An 18,993-nucleotide genomic window follows, 5' to 3' on the forward strand; every position below is an offset into this window, starting at 1 on the left:
AAAATTTATCTAACATGATCATTGGCGGCAGTGGGAAAATGCGCTATCAAGAATTTTTCTCAAACGGCACATTTATACCGAGCAACAAGCTTTTGAATAATGGTGGGGTGGTTGAGATTTTTCTTGTTGGTGGAGGAGGTGGCGGAGGCAAAGGTAACGCGAATGCAAATGCAGGTGGCGGTGGTGGCGGTGGTGGCGTTGTGCGAAAGCTTGTGTCTGTGGCCGGAAACACCTCTGTGGTCATCGGGGTCGGTGGAGCTGGTGCGACCGCAGCAGGCACCAATGGAAGCAACGGTTCTCCGACTTACTTTGGCTCTACTTCTGCTGGCGGTGGAGGTGGTGGTGGCGGAGCTTCCACGGGAAGCATTGGTAGTAACGGTGGCGGGAGTGGTGGTAACGGCGGTGGTGGTGGCGGAGGCGGAGGCGGAGGGCCTGGTTTCTCTGGAGCTGGTTTTCCCGGTGGAGGCGGTGGAGCTATGTTGGGCTATTTTGGTGGGGCTGCGGTTGGTGGATCGTTAGGAGGGCTTGGCGGATCAGGTGTAGACGGTTTTGCAGGCGGGGGCGGGGGCGGATCCTCATCCGTGAATCCCGGCGGCGGATCCGGACCAGGTGGTGGTTTAGGCGGCAATGCTAGTACTAACGGTGGGGTAGGTAGTAATAATACTGGAGGAGGTGGTGGTGGGGTGAGTTTAGGTTCTTCTAACGGCGGAAACGGTGGCTCTGGATATTGCCGCGTAATTTGGATGGAGTAAGTAATCTCTTGGTTTACGCTTATCAAGGCGGAATTTTCTGAGGTGATTATCATCTTCCCTGCCTGCATTCATTGAATCGATTGGGTCCTGATCGAACCTTCTTAGGTGCCTTGAGTATTGTGGATAAGCTTGGAAAACATCGGTTTGCCTTGCGTCTTCTGTGGCCAGCGACCCTGCGCTCTAGGTCGAGCATCGCACAAGCTTTGCAGTCAATGAATGTCCGAGACTGAGTATCACTTTGCGTCCCTACAAGAATCCTTCCGTTTGTATAAAGCTAGGGGTTATCAGCTATTCGTTACCCGCTTCGGCGGGTCTTTTTATTTCTAGGAGGCCTGATGCAAAGCACAGACATCAGCATGCCGATGGCCAAGGCGACCAGTGCGGTCACGTTGGCCACCGCAGCACAAACGGACATGGCGGACAAGCTGGTTCAGGCCGCCACTGTCAACACCAGTGCCCAGACCTGGCACTGGGTCAATGCAATACCCTGGGGCGCGATCGCCTCGATCGTGGCGGCGCTCTACACCTCGCTGTTGATCTGTGAGTGGTTCTGGAAAAAGCTCTGGCGCCCGGCTTTCGAGCGCTGGGGGTGGTTGGCGCCGCGCAAGCCCTTGGTGACCATGACCCTCGACGACTTCCAGCACCTGAGTGACACACCAAGGATGGAGCCATGAGCCGGGTGCCCCATGCGCTGCGCACCGGCTTGATGGCCTTGGGTGTGCTGCTGGCCGGTGGTGGCAGCTATGTGGTGGCTGAGCGCGACCTAGTGGCCGCCCAGACGATGGCTGCGCAAAACCCCTATATCCAGGCCGTGGCGGCCGACACGGGCACCTCGGATGCCGCCAAGATCGCTCTGGTCATGGGCAGCTTTTACGAAAGCAGTTACCGCCATATCGGCAGGCCGTATGTGGACCGGCTGGGCAAGGGGGCGCCGCTGACGGTCTGCAATGGCCTCACCGGGCCCGATGTGGTGGCCGGGCGCTATTACTCACCGGTGGACTGCTATGGACTGGAAAAAAGCCGCTACCTGGCATCAGAAGCCGCTGCAAAGCGGCTTTTTCGTTTTTGGGACCGGTACACGGTGCTGCAGCAAGCGGTGTTTATCGACTTCATCCACAACAAGGGCGAGGCCGCGTTGGCGGGATCGACCTTGCTGCGCAAGGCCAATGCCGGTGATGTGGCCGGTGCCTGCCGAGAAAACCTGCGCTGGAGCCGCGGCACGGTCCATGGCGTGTCGGTAGTGCTGCCTGGCCTGCAAAGCCGCGGCAATGCCAACGGCGAGATCTGCGAGGAGGGCTTATGACCTTGCAGATCAAGCTGTTGCTGGCGGCCATCATGGCCGCGCTGGCCTTTTCGACGGGCTGGATCGCCAAAGGCTGGCAGACAAGCGCCCGCGTTGCCGAGCTGCGTGCAGACCATATGCGAGCGCTGGCGGCGCGGGCCGAGGCTGCACGCAAAGACGAGGCCCATACCGTCCAACTGGAGCGCAAACATGCCCAAGATACGATTTACAACGCCGACCAGCTGGCAGCCTTCAAGACTGGCATTGATGTGGATGTGCGCGCTGAGCTTGCCCGCGCTGAGCGCCTGCACCGCGACACCGACAGCCGAGCCGCCACTTATCGTGCGCAAGCCCAGGCCGACGCCGCTGCCCGCAGCGATCTTGCAGATAAAGCGGCAGCCCTCGACCGACAGCTTGCACAAGGCCTCGGCGTGGTCGCAGAACTCGGAGGCCATCTTAGGCGACGTGATGCAGAAGTAGCTGCACTGTGCAGCCAGGTCAATACGGAGCGCCGGCTGGAAGGCGACGATACCGACAAAGCCTGCGCTGCCCCTTGATCCCCCATGCAAAAAGCCTCTCTGGCGCCATCGGCTGCCGGGGAGGCTCTTTTTTGCGTTGAGGGGGCGCAAAGATCGATGACCCCACTGATTCGGAGGGGGAGGAGTGGGTTCCGTTGGTGCCGTGTCAAGGCTGCCGCTCACCGCACCCCCCAACACCAACGTAACAAGGGGCTTGCCCTCTGGTTAGAATGTCGGCTGCTATAGTTTTTATACAAGCGCAACCTGTTTCAACCGCGAACGCCTAGCCATGCAGCACTCCACACCAGACAAAGAAAAAGCCGCTAAGTTGTTTAAACTTAACGGCTTTGAGTGTGGTGCCCGGGGCCGGAATCGAACCGGCACGCCTTGCGGCGGGGGATTTTGAGTCCCCTGCGTCTACCAATTTCACCACCCGGGCTGTGTCTGTATCGCAGCTCGCAATTATGGCACAAATAATGAGCTCCAAGAAATACCCAACGATTGAAGATGCGATCGGCAAGACCCCCCTGGTGGCCCTGCAGCGCATTGGTGCTGACTACAACGAGGCCAATGGCAATGTAGTGCTGGGCAAGCTCGAGGGCAACAACCCGGCCGGTTCGGTCAAGGACCGGCCGGCGGTGTCGATGATCCAGCGCGCCCAGGAGCGTGGCGAGATCAAGCCTGGTGATACCTTGATCGAGGCCACCTCGGGCAACACCGGTATTGCATTGGCGATGGCTGCCGCCATCAAGGGCTACCGCATGGTGCTGATCATGCCCGAGGACCTGTCCATCGAGCGTGCACAGACGATGAAGGCCTATGGCGCGCAGTTGATCCTGACGCCCAAGAGTGGTGGCATGGAATATGCGCGCGATCTGGCCGACAAGATGGTGGCCGAAGGCAAGGGCATTGTGCTGGACCAGTTCGCCAACCCGGACAACCCGCGCGCCCATTATGAGACCACCGGCCCCGAGATCTGGGAGCAGACGGGTGGCCAGATCACCCATTTCGTCAGTGCGATGGGCACGACTGGCACGATCACGGGTGTGTCCCGCTACCTGAAGGAAAAGAACCCGGCGGTGCGCATCATCGGTGCCCAGCCGACCGAGGGCTCGCGCATCCCGGGTATCCGCAAGTGGCCTGAAGAGTACCTCCCCAAGATCTATGACCCCAGCGCGGTCGATGAGATGGTGTACGTAACCCAGAACGATGCCGAGGACATGGCCCGCAGCCTCGCCTGCGAAGAAGGCATTTTTGCCGGCATTTCCGCTGCAGGCGCCTGCCATGTCGCTCAGGAAATTGCGCGCCGTGAACGCAACGCTACCATTGTGTTCGTCGTCTGCGACCGGGGGGACCGTTATCTGTCCACTGGCGTATTTCCCGCCTAACGCGCACGCCGATCGGCGAGTGCCGGCACGAAAGCCTTATGCAATACGAAACGAAATTTTGCGTGAACTGCGCCACGGCGCTGCAATGGAAAGTGATGACCGAGGACAGCGGAGAGGTCAGCCGGCTGCGTTGCCCCGCTTGCGGCTGGACCCACTGGGGCAACCCCACGCCGGTACTGGCTGCCGTCGTCGAGAATGACCAGGGCCAGGTGCTGCTGGCGCGCAACGCCATGTGGCAGCCGGGCATGTTTGGCCTGATCACCGGCTTTATGGAGGCGGGTGAATCGCCCGAGGCCGGCATTGCGCGGGAGGTGCTCGAGGAAACCGGTTTGCAGACCAAGGCCCTGCGCCTAATTGGCTGCTGGGAGTTTTTGCGCATGAACCAGGTGCTGATTGCCTACCATGTGCGCGTGGCAGGTCGGCCAGAGGACGTGCGCCTGTCGCCCGAACTCGTGGAGTACCAGTGGAAGACCGCGCAGGACGTGCTGTGCTGGCCGTCGGGCACCGGCTATGCAATGGCTGAGTGGGTCAAGAGCAAGGGCGAGCCGGTGCGTTTTGGCGCCTTCCGCCCCAACAATCCCAACCCGGATCCCGATCCCGCCAAATGGCCGGTGAACTACTGGGAAGAGGATGCCCGCTTTGTGGTGGCACCCCGCCTGGACTGAGTCTGGCGATCAACAACGAATGAGCACGATGGATATTGACCAGGAAGTGGATACGCGCGGGCTGAACTGCCCGCTGCCGATTTTGAAGGCCAAGAAAGCCTTGGCCACGATGCAGAGCGGGCAACTGCTCAAGGTGGTGGCGACCGATACCGGCTCGATCCGGGATTTCCAGGCCTTTGCCAAGCAGACCGGCAATGAGCTGGTGGAGCAGCAGACCGTGGGTGAGGAGTTCATCCATATTCTGCGCCGCCGCTAGCCTGGCGCTCGCGCATTCCCAAACACAGGCCTGCATCAGCAGGCCTTTTTAGTGCGTGAGGTTCCGCGCAGACTCAGATCTGCAGCTCTTTCAGAAAGGCTCGGAAATCATCGCCCACATCAGGGTGCTGCAGCGCCAGCTCCACGGTCGCCTGCAGGAAGCCTTCCTTACTGCCGCAGTCATAGCGTTTGCCGCTGTAGCGATAGGCGTACACCGTCTCGCTGTGCATCAGGCGCTCGATGGCGTCGGTCAACTGGATCTCGCCACCCACTCCCTTGGGCTGGTTGCGGATCTCGTCGAAGATGCCGGGGGTCAGTACATAGCGCCCGGCCACGCCCATGCGCGACGGGGCTTTTTCCGGAGCGGGCTTTTCGACGATCTCGTCAATGCGCATCAGCGGGCCGCCGGCAGGCTCGCCCTTGACGATGCCGTATCGCTTGGTATGTTCCAGCGGCACCTCTTGCACGGCCAGCAGCGAGCGGCCTTGTTTGGAGAACGCAGCCGTCATCTGGGCCATCACGCCCGGGCCGCCTGGCGCGCCAGTCATCAGGTCATCGGCCAGCAGCACGGCAAAAGGCTCGTTGCCTACCAGCGGCTCGGCGCACAGCACCGCATGGCCCAGGCCCAGGGAACGCGGCTGGCGCACAAACAGGCAGTTCATGTCATCGGGGCTGACGCTGCGCACCAAGTCCAGCATGGCCTGCTTGCCGGCGTTTTCCAACTCGTTTTCCAGCTCGTAGGCGGTGTCGAAGTGGTCTTCGATCGCGCGCTTGCTGCGGCCGGTGACAAAGATCATGTCCCGGATGCCGGCCTCGTAGGCCTCTTCCACCGCGTACTGGATCAGTGGCTTGTCCACCACGGGCAGCATCTCCTTGGGAGATGCCTTGGTGGCTGGCAAAAAACGGGTGCCCAGGCCAGCGACTGGGAAAACTGCTTTGCGGACACGGGTCGGTGTAGTCATAAATACTTGGGTTCCAGGACTTGGATGTGACAAAGGCGCAGCAAGCTGCGCCTTTGTGTGCAGGGCCAAGGGGCATTATGTGCTGATTTTTGCACGGCCCCGGCCGTTTCAGCCCAGGCGCTGGAGCTGCTCTTGCAGCTTGCCCAGCGAAGCGCCAAAGTCTGCCACGCGCTTTTTCTCCTGGTCCAGCACGGCAGCCGGTGCCTTGGCGCAGAAAGCCTCGTTGGACAGCTTGGCGTTGGCCTTGGTGATCTCGCCTTCCAGGCGCTTGATCTCCTTGCCCAGGCGCAGCTTCTCGGCTTCCACATCCACTTCGACAAACAGTGCGAGGCGTGCATCGCCCACCACCGATACCGGTGCATGCTGGGCTTCTGCCGCCCAGGTGGCCTCGTCGTCAAACACCTTGACTTCGCTCAGCTTGGCCAGGTTCTTGAGCACGTCGGCGTTGGCGCGCAGGAAGGCAGCGCCATCGGCAGTGCCGGCCACCGTCAGCAAAGGCAGGCGCTGGGCAGGCGAGACAGCCATTTCACCGCGCAGCGCACGGCAGGCGTCCACCATCTGCTTGATGCGTTCGACATAGGCGATGGCCTCGTTGTCGATCTTTTCAGGCTGGGCTTGGGGATAGGCGGCAATCGCAATCGATGCGCCTTCGCGGCCGGCCACCGGGGCGACCTTTTGCCACAGTGCCTCGGTCACGAACGGGATGATCGGGTGGGCCAAGCGCAGAATGGTTTCCAGGGTGCGGATCAGGGTACGGCGCGTGCCGCGTTGCTGGGCTTCGTTGCCAGTCTGGATCTGTACCTTGGCGATTTCCAGGTACCAGTCGCAGAACTCGTTCCAGACGAAGTCATAGATCGTGTTGGCCACGTTGTCCAGGCGGAACTCGGCAAAGCCCTTGGCCACGTCGGCCTCGGCCTTTTGCAGCTGCGAGACGATCCAGCGGTCCGGCTGGCTGAACTGCAGGTAGTCGCCAGCGGCGCATTGGTCCTTGCTGTGCTCGAGCAGGCCGCAGTCATGGCCTTCGCAGTTCATCAGCACAAAGCGCGAGGCGTTCCACAGCTTGTTGCAGAAATTGCGGTAGCCTTCGCAGCGCTTGCTGTCAAAGTTGATCGAGCGGCCCAGCGATGCCAGCGCGGCAAAGGTAAAGCGCAGCGCATCGGCGCCATAGGCAGGAATGCCTTCGGGGAATTCCTTTTGCGTGTTCTTGCGCACCTGCGGCGCGGTCTCCGGCTTGCGCAGGCCCACGGTGCGCTTGTCCAGCAGTGGCTCCAGTGCAATACCGTCAATCAGATCGACAGGGTCCAGCACATTGCCTTCGGACTTGGACATCTTCTTGCCCAGCGCATCGCGCACCAGGCCGTGCATGTAGACATGTGTGAACGGCACGCGGCCGGTGAAGTGCGTGGTCATCATGATCATCCGGGCAACCCAGAAGAAGATGATGTCGTAGCCGGTCACGAGCACCGACGAGGGCAGGTACAGGTTGTAGTTGTCATCGGCGGCGTCCGTCTGGTCGGGCCAGCCCATCGTGCTGAACGGCACCATGGCCGAGGAGTACCAGGTGTCGAGCACGTCCGCATCGCGGCGCAGCGTCTTGCCCGGCGCCTGGGCCTGGGCTTCGGCTTCGCTCTTGGCGACATAGATGTTGCCTTCCTCGTCGTACCAGGCGGGAATCTGGTGTCCCCACCACAGCTGGCGCGAGATGCACCAGTCCTGGATGTTGTTCATCCACTGGTTGTAGGTGTTGACCCAGTTCTCGGGCACAAACTGCACCTGGCCCGACGCCACGGCATCGATGGCCTTTTGTGCAATGCTCTTGCCTGTGGGATCCTGGTCGCTGACTTTGCTCATCGCGATGAACCACTGGTCCGTCAGCATGGGCTCGATCACCTGGCCGGTACGGTCGCAGATGGGCACCATCAGCTTGTGCTTCTTGGTCTCGACCAGCAGGCCCTGGGCTTCGAGGTCGGCTACGATGGCCTTGCGCGCAACAAAGCGGTCCATGCCACGGTATTTTTCTGGCGCCTCGTCGTTGATCTTCGCCTCCAGGGTCAGCACCACGATCATCGGCAGCTTGTGGCGCTGGCCCACCTGGTAGTCATTCTGGTCATGCGCAGGTGTGACCTTGACCACGCCGGTGCCGAACTCGCGGTCCACATAGTCGTCGGCAATGATCGGGATCTGGCGGCCCACCAGCGGCAGGGTCACCGTCTGGCCGATCAGGTGCTGGTAGCGCGTGTCTTCGGGGTGCACCATCACGGCCACGTCGCCCAGCATGGTCTCGGGGCGGGTGGTGGCCACCACCAGCTGGCCTTCACCGCTGGTCAGCGGGTAGGCGATGTGCCAGAGCGAACCGTCTTTTTCCTGGTTTTCCACTTCGAGGTCGGACACCGCAGATTGCAGCACCGGGTCCCAGTTCACCAGGCGTTTGCCTCGGTAGATCAGGCCTTGCTGGTAGAGCTTGACGAAGGTATCGGTCACCACCTTGGAGAGCTTGTCGTCCATCGTGAAGTACTCGCGGCTCCAGTCCACGGTATCGCCCATGCGACGCATCTGCGTGGTGATGGTGTTGCCCGACTGTTCCTTCCACTCCCAGACCTTGGCGACAAAGTTCTCGCGGCCCAGGTCATAGCGGCTTTGGCCGGCGGCCTGCAGCTGGCGCTCCACCACGATCTGCGTGGCGATACCGGCGTGGTCGGTGCCCGGAATCCAGGCCGTGTTGTAGCCCTTCATGCGATGGTAGCGGGTCAGCGAATCCATGATCGTCTGGTTGAACGCATGGCCCATGTGCAAGGTGCCGGTCACATTGGGGGGCGGCAGCTGGATCGAGAAGTTCCGGTGTGCCGCCACCGATTCTGCATTGGACGCACCGGTGCCGCGATAGCCGGCGTTGCCGTAGCCGCGCTTTTCCCATTCCGGGCCCCACTGGGCCTCGATGGCCGAAGGCTCAAAAGACTTGGACAGGCTATCGAGACCTGGTTGGGAAATCGGTTGGCTGTTGGTGTCGCTCATGGTGTGATCAATGGAAAACGGCACCACAGATCGGGATGCCGTTGAATAGCTTGGAATGAATAAGCTGATTTTAGCCCGGCTGCAGCGATGACTGGCCTGCGAGGGCTTGTCGCACCGATCTCCGCCGCCCGCGCCTCTGGCGCGCCCATAAAAAAACTGCCAGCCGCCGTCCATCGGCTGCTGGCAGTCTGTGCGGTGGCGCACAGGGGTGCGCGCGCGTCGTGCTTACTGCTTCACCGCTTCGATCTGTACCACCAGGCGCACATTCTTCGCAGCGCCCCAGTTCACACCGTAGTCCAGACCGAAGGCGGTGCGGTCAAACGTGGTGTCGAAATCGCCACCGCAGACTTCGCGGTCTTGCAGCATCTTGTTGGGGTAGCAGTTGAACTTGCTCGCTTTGAAGGTGATGGGCTGGGTCTTGCCCAGCAGGGTCAGGTTGCCTTCCACCGATGCCAGCTTGTCGCCGTCAAACACGAACTTGGTGGACTGGAAACGCGCCTTGGGATGCTCGGCCACGTTGAAGATGTCCTTGCTTTGCAGGTGCTTGTCAAAGCCGGGCGTGCCGGAGTTGACCGAGGCGATGTCGATGCTGATATCGACGGAGCCGGTCTTGCCTTCGCGGTCCAAGGTCAGGGTGCCTTCTTTTTTGTCGAAGCGTGCACGGTTGGTGGTGGCGCCGTTGTGGTCGATTTCGAAGGTCGCAAAAGTGTGCGTAGGGTCGATCGCGTAGGTGGCTGGAGCCGCGTGCACAGCACCGGCAAACAGGGAAGCAGCGGCCAGGGCCAACAGGGATGTGCGCATCAGATTTCTCCTAAAGGGGTAAAGGAACAGGGAAACACAAAAAAGCTTAGAGCTTGCCAACACCGGTCAGCGCGAGCTTGAACTGCACCTGCACTTCATCGGCCACCATCGAGGTGTCCTTCCAGTCGCCATCACCGATGGCATAGGTCAGGCGCTTCAGCGGCAAGGTGCCGGCGGCCGTCGTGGTCGTGCCCGACTGGGTCAGCGTCACGGGCAGGCTGACCTTCTGGACGTTGCCCTTGATCGTCAGGTTGCCATCGACCTGGTACTTGCCGCCGCCCAGTGCCTTGACGGCAGTGGAGTCAAAGGTCGCTTGCGGGAACTTCGCGACATTGAACCATTCTGCCTTGGGCAGCTCGGCATCGGTTTCCTTGACGCCCATCGTGGCGCTGCCGGTATCGACCGAGAAATGGATCTTGCTGGCTTCGGGCTTGGCGGTGTCGAACGCAATCTTGGCATCAAACTTCTGGAAGTGGCCTTTGATCGGCACACCCATTTGCTTGGCTTCGAAATTCACGGCGCTTTGCGCAGGCACCAGCGCTTGCTGGGCCATCACCGGGGCGGCAAAGGCAGCCGCAGTCAGCGCGGCAGCGAACAGGGCGGTTGGGGAGAGCTTGGACATCGGATCAGACTCCAGTAAAAAAACGGTACGAATCAAGAAGCGCGGCCGGGCAGCATGCGGGAGAGCAGGCCGTCTCGGTCAATCAGCTGGTGCTTGAGCAGCGCAGCCACATGCATGACCACCAGCGCCGCCAACGTGTAGGCCAGGTAAGCATGCCAGGGCTTGAGTGTCTCGGCGAGTTCCGGGCTCTTGCTCACCAGGTCCGGCAGCGGCATCACCCCAAACAGCACGATCGGAAAGCCGGCTGCAGAACTGTAGATCCAGCCGACCAGCGGTACGGCAAAGAACAGCGCATACATCAGGTGGTGAACGCCGTGGTGGGCGACATGTTGCCAGGCGGGCATCGCGCGGGCGGTCGCTTCGGGCAGTGCCGGTGGGCGGTGGGTAAAGCGCCACAGAATGCGCACAGCCGACAGGATCAGGATCGTCATGCCGGCCCATTTGTGCCAGTTGAAGTACTTGAGGCGGGTGGGGGAGAAGGGCAGGCTGGTCATGTACAGGCCAAAGGCAAAGATGCCAATCAGGGCCAGGGCCAGAATCCAGTGCAGTGCAATCGCGGTGCCGGTATAGCGGGTGTTATTGGTCGTGGTAGCCATAAAAAACGCTGCAGCGAAGGATGCAGCGGAATTGTTTGAAGCGAGTGTAGGAGCGGATCAACCGGTAGAAGTTCAGCCCGATTGATGGCGAAGTTCAAATTAATTGAATTGATCGACCTTGCCCTGGATGGTTCCAGAACCAATCCTCATAAGCATATGCTGAGCAGGCTAAAACAGGCAGTTCTCAACGCGGTCCTTACAACAGTTAAGACCGGGTAGTTTGTATCGCCTTGTACATCGGCCGGCGCAAACCGGCCCCGGCAGGGTCGGTGCCTCAGCTTTGCTCGCCCGCTAGTGCCGCCTGCTTCCAGGCCTGGGCGGCGGCCGCCGCATCGCCGCGGTATTCGGCCTGCCGGGCCAGATGCTGCCAGGCGCGGCGGCGCAGCGACTCCTCCTGCAGCGAAGGCGCTGCCTGCTGCAGCCATTGCTGCGCCTTGCCCCAGAGCTGGCGCTGCAGGCAGGCGCATCCGGCCAGGTACTGCAGATACGCATCGTGCGGGCGGCGCTGCTGGGCCGCTTCGATGCGGGCCAGCCAACTGGCATCGAGCGCACCCATGCTGTCTTCGAGCGCACCCATGCTGTCTTCGAGCACCCGCACCAGACGCTCGGCCTGCAGGCTGGGCAGGCCGTTGTTGCTGTTGGTGTAACGCTCCCAGGCGGGCAGCAGCCATTCGCGCATCTGCTGCGGGTCGCCACCCAGTTGCTGCAGGCGCCGCGCCGCATGGATGCCAACTTCAGGCAGATTGCGCTCGGCGGTGTCCAGGCTGCGCCAGGCCTGCATCAGCTGCTCGGGGTCATGGGCGTCGTTGATCAGCTCGGTAGCCAGGCCCTTGATGATGCTTTGCGCTGCAGCCGCAGAAAAAGCGCGGTGCTTGGCCAGCAGCCGGGCGGTGTCCAGCGCGGTCAAGGCTTGGCGCAGCTGGCGCGCGGCCTTGAGCTTGAGGCGCAATGCCAGGGTGCGGCGCGCTGCGCCCTGCGGCAGGCGCGCCAGTTGTTCGATCGCGCTGTGGGCGTTGTGGTCATCCAGCGCCCACTGGGCGGCGCGCAGCTGGGTGCCTTCGGCCAGCTCAGGCAAGTGGCTGGCGCGGGGGGCGGTGGCTTCCTGCATCGCCATCTCCCAGTGCTGGTCGCGCTGGGCCTGGTCTTGCAACGCGTGTGAGCTTTCGGCAGCCAGCACATGGCCCAGCACACGCAGTTGCAGGCCATTGGGGATCGCGGCGCCGCTGTCCTGCAAGGCTTGCTCCTGGGCCAGCGCCGACAGCGCGGCCTTGCGGGCCCGCACAAAGCGGCCCGCCTGCAACTGGGTGACGGCATCGAGCGCGGCGCCATGCATCGCCCGCTCCTTCTGCTGGATGCGCCAGCGCTTGGCCTGGCGCGGCAGCTCGAACATCGCGCTGACGCCGCGCAGCGCGCCATAGACCAGTACAAAGGCCAGCAGCAGCAGCACAACGACCAGGTTCAGCGAAAAGTCTATGCGGTAGGGGGGCCAGTGCAGGGTGACGCTGCCCTGGTTGCTGCCGGCAAACAGCGCCGCCGCCACTGCAACGGCAAACAAACCGATCAACCAAATTGCGGCTCTCATCGCTTAACGTCCTGCGGCAGCGGTGGCCAGCGCCGCCAGGGTGTCATTGGCGCGGGGCACTTCCACATCCTGCATCGCCTGCTGGAGCTGGTTGATCTGCTGGGCCGCCTGCTGGCCACGTCGCGACGAGACATCGAAATACTTGTGCACTGCATCGGCGGCAGCGGCCAGGTCATTGCGCGACGCATTCATTTGGCGGCCCAGCAAGGCCATGCGGGCATTCATGATGCGAAGTTTGAGGTTTTCGCGGACAAAGAATGCCTGGGTAGGCGAGAGCAGCACGGCATCGGGGTAGTCGATGCGGCGCACGCGCACCAGGCTGCGGGCTTCCTCATGCACCACGCCCCATGCGGTGGACAGCGCAGAAAGCCACCAGCTAGGCGCGGCGGGATCGTCCGCGGTCGCATTGGCGCTGGCAGAGGCCGTCGCGGCTGCGGCGGGCGCTGGCTGGCCCGTCCGGCCCCGGGCAGGTGCGGAACGGCGCGCGTTCTTATCCAGCACATCGTTTTGCAGCGGTAAATCATCGATCTGGCGCAGCACATCATCCATGCGGGCCAGCAGACCGGCGGTGTCGAGCGATTTGCTGGTGGCGATGCGGTCCAGGTCACGGGCAATGGCGCGCTGCAACGGGGCCAGCCTTGGTTGTGCGGAGACGCTCACGCGTTGCTGGGCGATCTTCAGCGCGCTGACGAGCGGGTCGGGGCTGCCGCTCAATTGGCTTTGCTGCATCGCAAAGCGCACGGCACTTTCGATGTCGCCGACCATCGTGTCATCGCGGTTGCGCGAGAGGCTTTGCACCAGCTCTTCCAGCTGGCCGCGCTGCAGCGCGACTTCGCCGACACGCGCTTCCATCACCGACATGCGTGAGGCGGTATCGCGTGAGACGTCATCAGCCTGGCGGGCCAGGGTGCGGGCTTCCACCGCCTGGGAGCGTGAGTCGGCGCTTTGCAGTGCCAGCTGCTGCTGGATATTGTTGAGCCGTTGCCAGAGCATGGCCGCACTGATGATCGCTATCGCTGCAGCAACGCCCAGGGCCACGGACGTCCAGACCCAGGCTTGCGGCAGGCGGCTACCAGCAGGGCTGACCGGGCTGGGGGCGGGGGTCGTTGGGGAAGGCGTGGGGTTCAGTGCGTGCTCGGGCAGCGTCATAGCGCAGATTCTAACGACGCCACCACGTCTTCCAACGAAGGCCTGCACTGCTGAATGTGGACAAATCCTGCCGCGCGGGTGGCTTGGGCGATGCGTGCATGGGTGGCGAGCGCCTGGGCAGGTGCCAGAGCGGCAACGCCGAATCTGTTGCGTAAATGCATCACTGCCTCGGAACTGCTGAACAGCCAGATGCTGCCATCGGCCAACGCCTGGGTGGCCAGTGCCAGCTGTGCCGCTGTCCACGCGGGCGCCTGGCGCTGGTACACGCCGACAAAATCCACGCCGATACCGGCCTTCTGCAATTGGCGGGCCAGCCATTCGCGGCCCGAGCCGGTGACCAGTTGGTCGATGGCAGTGCCCGCACTGGCACCCCGCACCACCAGCACGCGCCGGCCCGATGCCGCCATCGCGGTGGCTTGGGGCCCCACCTCGGCCCATAGCGATTCAGAGTCGAACTGCGGCGCATCGGTCGCTGGCTGGTCGATCAGCGCGCTGGGAATGCCCAGTGCCTGGGCTGCGCGTGCCGTACCGGGCCCGGGGCACCACAGCCGGGTAGCGGAGGCGCTGCGCGGCTGCCCGGCCAGCGCCTGCACCAGCGCCGGATCCAGAAAAAAACGGGCTGCATTGGTGCTGACCAGCATCAGCGCGCCATAGCGTGCCCAGTGCTGACGCGCATCCATGCGGGCTGCCTGGTGGGCCGGACTGTCGGCCGCAGCAATGTCGATCAGCGGCAGCGCCTCGGCCGCCCATCCGCGCTGGCGCAGCTGGGCCACCCAACCGTCCGCTTCAGGCTGCGGGCGGGTGATGATGATGCGGCGCTGCGGCTGACCCATGGCAATCGGGACCGGCGCTCAGCGGCGCACCTGCGCACCTGCTTGCTGCAGCAGGGACGCCACATGCTGGCCCAGTGCATCGGCGCTGGCCAGGTCCGTCACGGCGGCGCTGGCCTGGGCAGACACCAGCGGCGCATTCGGGTTGATTTCATCCCCCCAGGCGGCGCGCAGCCACAGCTGTTCGCCTTGCCATTCGCCGTGTGCCGCCAGCGGCATGGAGCAGCTGCCGCCCATGCAGCGGCTGACGGCGCGCTCGGCCGTCACCGTCTGCCAGGTGGCCTGGTCGGCCAGACCGGCAAACAGGTCCAGCAGATCCTGCCGGTCGCTGCGCACCTCAATGCCCAGCGCGCCCTGGCCGGCGGCCGGCAGCATGGTGTCGGTGCCAAAAGCATGGCGGATGCGTCCATCCAGCGCCAGGCGCTTGAGGCCGGCCGCCGCCAACACGATACCGTCGTACTGGCCTTCGTCGAGCTTGCGCAAGCGGGTGTTGACGTTGCCGCGCAGCGGCTGGACATCGAGGTCAGGCCGCAGCGCGCGCAGCAGCACCTGGCGGCGCAGGCTGGAGGTGCCGACGACCGCACCCTGGGGCAGATCCTGCAGGCTGGCGTAGTGGTTGGAGACCCAGGCATCACGCGGGTCTTCGCGTTTGAGCACGGCGGCCAGCGCAAAACCCGGGGGCAGCTCCATCGGCACATCCTTGAGCGAGTGCACGGCCAGATCGGCGCGGCCGGTCTCCAGCGCCGTCTCCAGCTCCTTGACGAACAGGCCCTTGCCGCCGACCTTGGACAGGGTGCGGTCCAGAATCTGGTCGCCCAGGGTGGTCATCCCCAGCAGGCCGACCTGGTGGCCCAGGCGTTGCAGGATATGTTGCACATGTTCAGCCTGCCACAGGGCAAGCTGGCTTTCGCGGGTGGCGATGGTCAGGGACAAGGAGCTCATGGGATGGGGCGCCACGCCTGGCCGGTCTGCGCTTTACAGGCGGCGGGCACGATACGTGGTCAACAAGCGGTTCACAACAGGCGGCTGATGCTAGCATGTGCAGCGCCGCTCTTTGGCGCAGTGCGACTTTGGGGCGGCGTGGATCTTTCAGCCCTTTGCTTCTTCGCCCATGACCACTGCCAGCAAAAAAGACACCCCTGCAGTCGCCAAGCCCCCGGCGCGCAAAACCAAGGCGGGCAGCACTGCCGCCACCCAGGCCGTCACCCGCCGCGCCGACAAGGACCAGCCCTTGATGGACGACATCCGGCTTTTGGGCCGGATTCTGGGCGATGTCATCCGTGAGCAGGAGGGCCAGGCCGCCTTCGATCTGATCGAGCAGGTGCGCCAGCTGTCGGTGGCCTACCGCCGAAATGACGACCAGGATGCGGAGAAATCGCTCAAATCGCTGCTCAAAGGCCTGTCAGGCGACCAGACGGTCAGCGTGATCCGCGCGTTCACCTATTTCTCGCACCTGGCCAACCTGGCCGAAGACCGCCACCACATCCGCCGGCGCGAGATCCATGAGCGCGCCGGTAACACGCAAGAAGGCAGCATCGAGGTGGCGCTGGCGCGCCTGCGCTGGGCGGGCATTCCCGTCAAGGCGGTATCACAGACACTGGCGCACAGCCTGATCTCGCCCGTACTCACCGCCCACCCGACCGAGGTGCAGCGCAAGAGCATTCTGGATGCCGAGCGTGCGATTGCCGCGTTGCTGGTGGAGCGCGACGATATTGCCCAGCGCGCCCAGCTCTTCAACAGCAGCAAGGATACGTTGACGCCGCGCCAGCTGGCCGACAACGAGCTGCAACTGAGCGCGCAGGTCACCCAGCTGTGGCAGACGCGGCTGCTGCGCTACTCCAAGCTGACGGTCGAGGACGAGATCGACAACGCGCTGAGCTACTACCAGGCCACGTTCCTGACCGAGATCCCCAAGCTCTACGCCGCGCTGGAGCGCGAGCTGGGCGAGCGCGACCTGGCCACCTTCTTGCGCATGGGCCAGTGGATTGGTGGCGACCGCGATGGCAACCCGAATGTCACCGCCAAGAGCCTGCAGGAGGCGCTGCGCCGCCAGTCCGACCTGGTGCTGCGCCACTACCTGACCGAGGTGCACTACCTGGGCGGTGAGCTGTCGATGTCCCAGCGCCTGGCTGGCACCACCGCCGCGTTGCAGGCGCTGGCGTCACGCTCCCCCGATACCAGCCAGCACCGCGAGGACGAGCCCTACCGCCGCGCGCTGATCGGCGTCTATGCGCGCCTGGCCGCGACCTTGAAGAACCTCAGCGGCGGAGAGGCCGCACGCCATGCGGTGGCGCCGCAAAACCCCTATCTGGCGAGCGAGGAGTTCCTGGCCGATCTGCGCGTCATCGAAGACTCGCTGCGCGACAACCATGGCCGCGCACTGGCCGAGCAGCGGCTGTCACCGCTGATCCGTGCGGTGCAGGTGTTCGGCTTCCACCTGGCGACGGTCGATCTGCGCCAAAGCTCGGACCAGCACGAGGCCGTGATCAGCGAGCTGCTGGCTACGGCCGGGCTGCAGGCCGATTACAGCCAGCTGAACGAGACAGCCAAGCGCGAGCTGCTGCTGCAGTTGCTCAGCGATGCCCGCCCGCTGCGCGTGGTGGGTGCCAGCTACAGCGAGCGCTGCCTCAGCGAAATGGCGATCTTCGAGCGTGCACGCCTGTCGGTGCAGCTCTACGGCCAGGACGCCATCCGGCACTACATCATCAGCCACACCGAGTCGGTCAGCGACCTGCTTGAGGTGCTGCTGCTGCAAAAAGAGGTGGGCTTGCTGAGTGGCCGCATCAACGATGGCCAGTCGCGCGCGACCTTGATCGTGAGTCCGCTGTTCGAGACCATCGACGACCTGCGCCATGCGGCTACCATCATGCGCGAGTACTATGCGCTGCCCCATATCGCCGCGCTGATCCAGCGCAGTGGTGCCGAGCAGGACATCATGCTGGGCTACAGCGACAGCAACAAGGATGGCGGCATCTTCACCAGCAACTGGGAGCTGTACCAGGCCGAGCTGGCGCTGGTGGCGCTGTTTGACGAGCTGAGCCAGCCCAACCCGGTGCAGCTGCGCCTGTTCCATGGCCGGGGCGGTACCGTCGGGCGTGGCGGCGGCCCCAGCTACCAGGCGATCCTGGCCCAGCCGCCAGGCACCGTGCGCGGCCAGATCCGCCTGACCGAGCAGGGCGAGGTGATTGCCTCCAAGTACGCCAACCCCGAGATCGGCCGGCGCAATCTGGAGACGCTCGTGGCCGCCACGTTGGAGGCCACGTTGCTGCAGCCCACCAAGCCTGCCAGCCAGGCATTTCTGGATGCGGCCGCTGATCTGTCGGCCGCCAGCATGGCTGCCTACCGCGATCTGGTGTACGGCACCAAGGGCTTCGAGAGCTATTTCTTCAGCTCCACGCCGATCCGCGAGATTGCCGAGCTCAATATCGGCTCGCGCCCTGCATCGCGCAAGGCCAGCCAGCGCATCGAGGATTTGCGCGCCATTCCCTGGGGCTTCAGCTGGGGCCAGTGCCGCCTGACCTTGCCGGGCTGGTATGGCTTTGGCTCGGCCGTGCAGGCCTTTGTCAACCAGGAGGGCAAGACCGCCAAGCTGCAATGGGCCTTGCTGCAGAAGATGTACCGGCAGTGGCCCTTCTTCCGCACCCTGCTGTCCAACATGGACATGGTGCTGGCCAAGAGCGATATGGCGCTGGCGCTGCGCTACAGCGAACTGGTGGCAGATACGCGTTTGCGCAAGCGCGTGTTCCAGGCCATCGAGGCCGAATGGAAGAGCACCGCCGAAGCGCTGGCGCTGATCACCGGGGAGGCCAACCGCCTGGCCAACAACCCGGCGCTCGAGCGCTCGATCCGCCACCGCTTTCCCTACATCGATCCTCTGCACCACCTGCAGGTCGAGCTGATCCGCCGCTGGCGCAATGGCGAGGACAATGAGCGGGTGAAGACCGGTATCCATATCTCCATCAATGGAATCGCGGCTGCGCTGCGCAATACCGGTTGAGGTGATCCGGGCGGGGCACCTTGCCATTGGCAAGCGTCTGCCCCAGCGTGACGAGGCCCTGGCGCCACGCCGGGGCCTTTGTTATTTTGACGGGGCGGCTGGCTTGTCTGCCTTTGCAGCGCAGCTGCCCACCAGAAAGAGAAACGAAAAAGGAATCGTGATGAATGCCTATGTCTACCTGGGTGGGGCCATTGCGCTGGAAGTGATGGCCACCACCGCGATGAAGTCGTCCGAGGGCTTTACCCGCCTGGTGCCCAGCCTGATTTGCGGCATTGGCTATGTGCTGTCGTTCTACCTGCTGGCGCAGACCTTGAAGACGGTGCCCACCGGCATTGCCTATGCGATCTGGTCGGGCGTGGGGATTGTGGCGATCTCGCTGATCGCCTGGGCCTTGCATGGGCAAAAGCTCGATGCCGGAGCGATGGCGGGCATGGGCTTGATCATTGCCGGGGTGCTGGTGATCAATCTGTTCTCGAAGTCGGCAGGGCATTGATGCTTGTTGTCCATGGATACGCTGGTCGCAGCTATTGACTCGCAAACTTCATTAGCGATTTCTAAAATAAATCTTAGAATGCTTGGTTT

The 18,993-nt window shown here is 63.2% G+C and carries 18 protein-coding genes and 1 tRNA gene; 9 read left to right on the forward strand and 10 right to left on the reverse strand.

Going from position 1 to position 18,993, the window contains the following annotated elements; genetic code table 11:
- Nucleotides 1–38: 38 nt before the first annotated feature.
- The 4 genes from MJ205_RS23740 (at nucleotide 39) to MJ205_RS04345 (ending at nucleotide 2,591) form a co-directional block, all read left to right on the forward strand.
- Nucleotides 39–752, forward strand: a complete 714-nt coding sequence (locus tag MJ205_RS23740; RefSeq protein WP_342395182.1) for a glycine-rich domain-containing protein — start codon at nucleotides 39–41, stop codon at nucleotides 750–752.
- A gap of 335 nt (nucleotides 753–1,087) precedes the next feature.
- Nucleotides 1,088–1,426 (forward strand): hypothetical protein, encoded by a 339-nt coding sequence (locus tag MJ205_RS04335; RefSeq protein WP_239811346.1) that lies wholly within the window; start codon nucleotides 1,088–1,090, stop codon nucleotides 1,424–1,426.
- A complete protein-coding gene (locus tag MJ205_RS04340) occupies nucleotides 1,423–2,055 on the forward strand; it encodes a lysozyme (RefSeq protein WP_239811347.1) in 633 nt (210 codons plus the stop codon). The genes MJ205_RS04335 and MJ205_RS04340 overlap by 4 nt, the downstream gene beginning before the upstream one ends.
- A complete protein-coding gene (locus tag MJ205_RS04345; RefSeq protein WP_239811348.1) occupies nucleotides 2,052–2,591 on the forward strand; it encodes a hypothetical protein in 540 nt (179 codons plus the stop codon). Before MJ205_RS04340 ends, MJ205_RS04345 begins: the two co-directional genes overlap by 4 nt.
- Nucleotides 2,592–2,906: 315 nt before the next feature.
- On the opposite strand, the gene MJ205_RS04350 is transcribed toward MJ205_RS04345, so the two are convergent.
- Nucleotides 2,907–2,991 (reverse strand) — tRNA-Leu (locus tag MJ205_RS04350).
- Between the two features lie 37 nt (nucleotides 2,992–3,028).
- Here MJ205_RS04350 and cysM point away from each other — a divergent pair.
- The 3 genes from cysM to MJ205_RS04365 are packed head-to-tail and all read left to right on the forward strand — an operon-like array spanning nucleotide 3,029 to nucleotide 4,861.
- Entirely contained in the window at nucleotides 3,029–3,940 is a 912-nt protein-coding gene (cysM, locus tag MJ205_RS04355; RefSeq protein WP_239811349.1) for a cysteine synthase CysM, read from the forward strand.
- Between the two features lie 38 nt (nucleotides 3,941–3,978).
- Complete coding sequence (locus MJ205_RS04360; protein ID WP_239811350.1) at nucleotides 3,979–4,605, forward strand: NUDIX hydrolase; 627 nt, start codon at nucleotides 3,979–3,981, stop codon at nucleotides 4,603–4,605.
- A 28-nt stretch (nucleotides 4,606–4,633) separates the two neighbouring features.
- The gene (locus MJ205_RS04365) at nucleotides 4,634–4,861 is read left to right on the forward strand and encodes a sulfurtransferase TusA family protein (RefSeq protein WP_027010629.1); all 228 of its coding nucleotides are present in this window, start codon (nucleotides 4,634–4,636) and stop codon (nucleotides 4,859–4,861) included.
- Between the two features lie 73 nt (nucleotides 4,862–4,934).
- On the opposite strand, the gene galU is transcribed toward MJ205_RS04365, so the two are convergent.
- From galU to hemC, 9 genes are all read right to left on the reverse strand, one after another.
- Nucleotides 4,935–5,822, reverse strand: coding sequence for a UTP--glucose-1-phosphate uridylyltransferase GalU (gene galU / locus MJ205_RS04370; protein WP_230771474.1), 888 nt, complete (start codon nucleotides 5,820–5,822; stop codon nucleotides 4,935–4,937).
- A 108-nt stretch (nucleotides 5,823–5,930) separates the two neighbouring features.
- The gene (locus tag MJ205_RS04375) at nucleotides 5,931–8,834 is read right to left on the reverse strand and encodes a valine--tRNA ligase (RefSeq protein WP_239811351.1); all 2,904 of its coding nucleotides are present in this window, start codon (nucleotides 8,832–8,834) and stop codon (nucleotides 5,931–5,933) included.
- A 225-nt stretch (nucleotides 8,835–9,059) separates the two neighbouring features.
- Nucleotides 9,060–9,635 carry a YceI family protein gene (locus MJ205_RS04380; protein ID WP_239811352.1) on the reverse strand — a complete coding sequence of 192 codons (576 nt, stop codon included), beginning with the start codon at nucleotides 9,633–9,635 and terminating at the stop codon, nucleotides 9,060–9,062.
- 46 nt (nucleotides 9,636–9,681) lie between these two features.
- Entirely contained in the window at nucleotides 9,682–10,257 is a 576-nt protein-coding gene (locus MJ205_RS04385) for a YceI family protein (protein WP_239811353.1), read from the reverse strand.
- Nucleotides 10,258–10,289: 32 nt separating this feature from the next.
- A complete protein-coding gene (locus MJ205_RS04390) occupies nucleotides 10,290–10,853 on the reverse strand; it encodes a cytochrome b (RefSeq protein ID WP_239811354.1) in 564 nt (187 codons plus the stop codon).
- Between the two features lie 274 nt (nucleotides 10,854–11,127).
- Nucleotides 11,128–12,435: a heme biosynthesis HemY N-terminal domain-containing protein gene (locus MJ205_RS04395; protein ID WP_239811355.1), complete on the reverse strand. Its 1,308-nt coding sequence runs from the start codon at nucleotides 12,433–12,435 to the stop codon at nucleotides 11,128–11,130.
- Between the two features lie 3 nt (nucleotides 12,436–12,438).
- Nucleotides 12,439–13,584, reverse strand: coding sequence for a uroporphyrinogen-III C-methyltransferase (locus MJ205_RS04400; RefSeq protein WP_239811356.1), 1,146 nt, complete (start codon nucleotides 13,582–13,584; stop codon nucleotides 12,439–12,441).
- Nucleotides 13,581–14,417: a uroporphyrinogen-III synthase gene (locus MJ205_RS04405; protein ID WP_239811357.1), complete on the reverse strand. Its 837-nt coding sequence runs from the start codon at nucleotides 14,415–14,417 to the stop codon at nucleotides 13,581–13,583. Before MJ205_RS04405 ends, MJ205_RS04400 begins: the two co-directional genes overlap by 4 nt.
- A gap of 18 nt (nucleotides 14,418–14,435) precedes the next feature.
- Nucleotides 14,436–15,356 carry a hydroxymethylbilane synthase gene (gene hemC / locus MJ205_RS04410; RefSeq protein WP_239811358.1) on the reverse strand — a complete coding sequence of 307 codons (921 nt, stop codon included), beginning with the start codon at nucleotides 15,354–15,356 and terminating at the stop codon, nucleotides 14,436–14,438.
- A 169-nt stretch (nucleotides 15,357–15,525) separates the two neighbouring features.
- On the opposite strand from hemC, the gene ppc reads away from it, so the two are divergent.
- Both ppc and MJ205_RS04420 read left to right on the forward strand, forming a co-directional pair.
- The gene (gene ppc / locus MJ205_RS04415) at nucleotides 15,526–18,411 is read left to right on the forward strand and encodes a phosphoenolpyruvate carboxylase (RefSeq protein WP_446715055.1); all 2,886 of its coding nucleotides are present in this window, start codon (nucleotides 15,526–15,528) and stop codon (nucleotides 18,409–18,411) included.
- Nucleotides 18,412–18,571: 160 nt separating this feature from the next.
- Nucleotides 18,572–18,904, forward strand: coding sequence for an SMR family transporter (locus MJ205_RS04420; protein ID WP_133858066.1), 333 nt, complete (start codon nucleotides 18,572–18,574; stop codon nucleotides 18,902–18,904).
- The last annotated feature ends 89 nt before the right edge of the window (nucleotides 18,905–18,993 follow it).

It is taken from the genome of Comamonas sp. B21-038, assembly GCF_022387135.1.
Lineage (GTDB): Bacteria > Pseudomonadota > Gammaproteobacteria > Burkholderiales > Burkholderiaceae_C > Comamonas > Comamonas sediminis.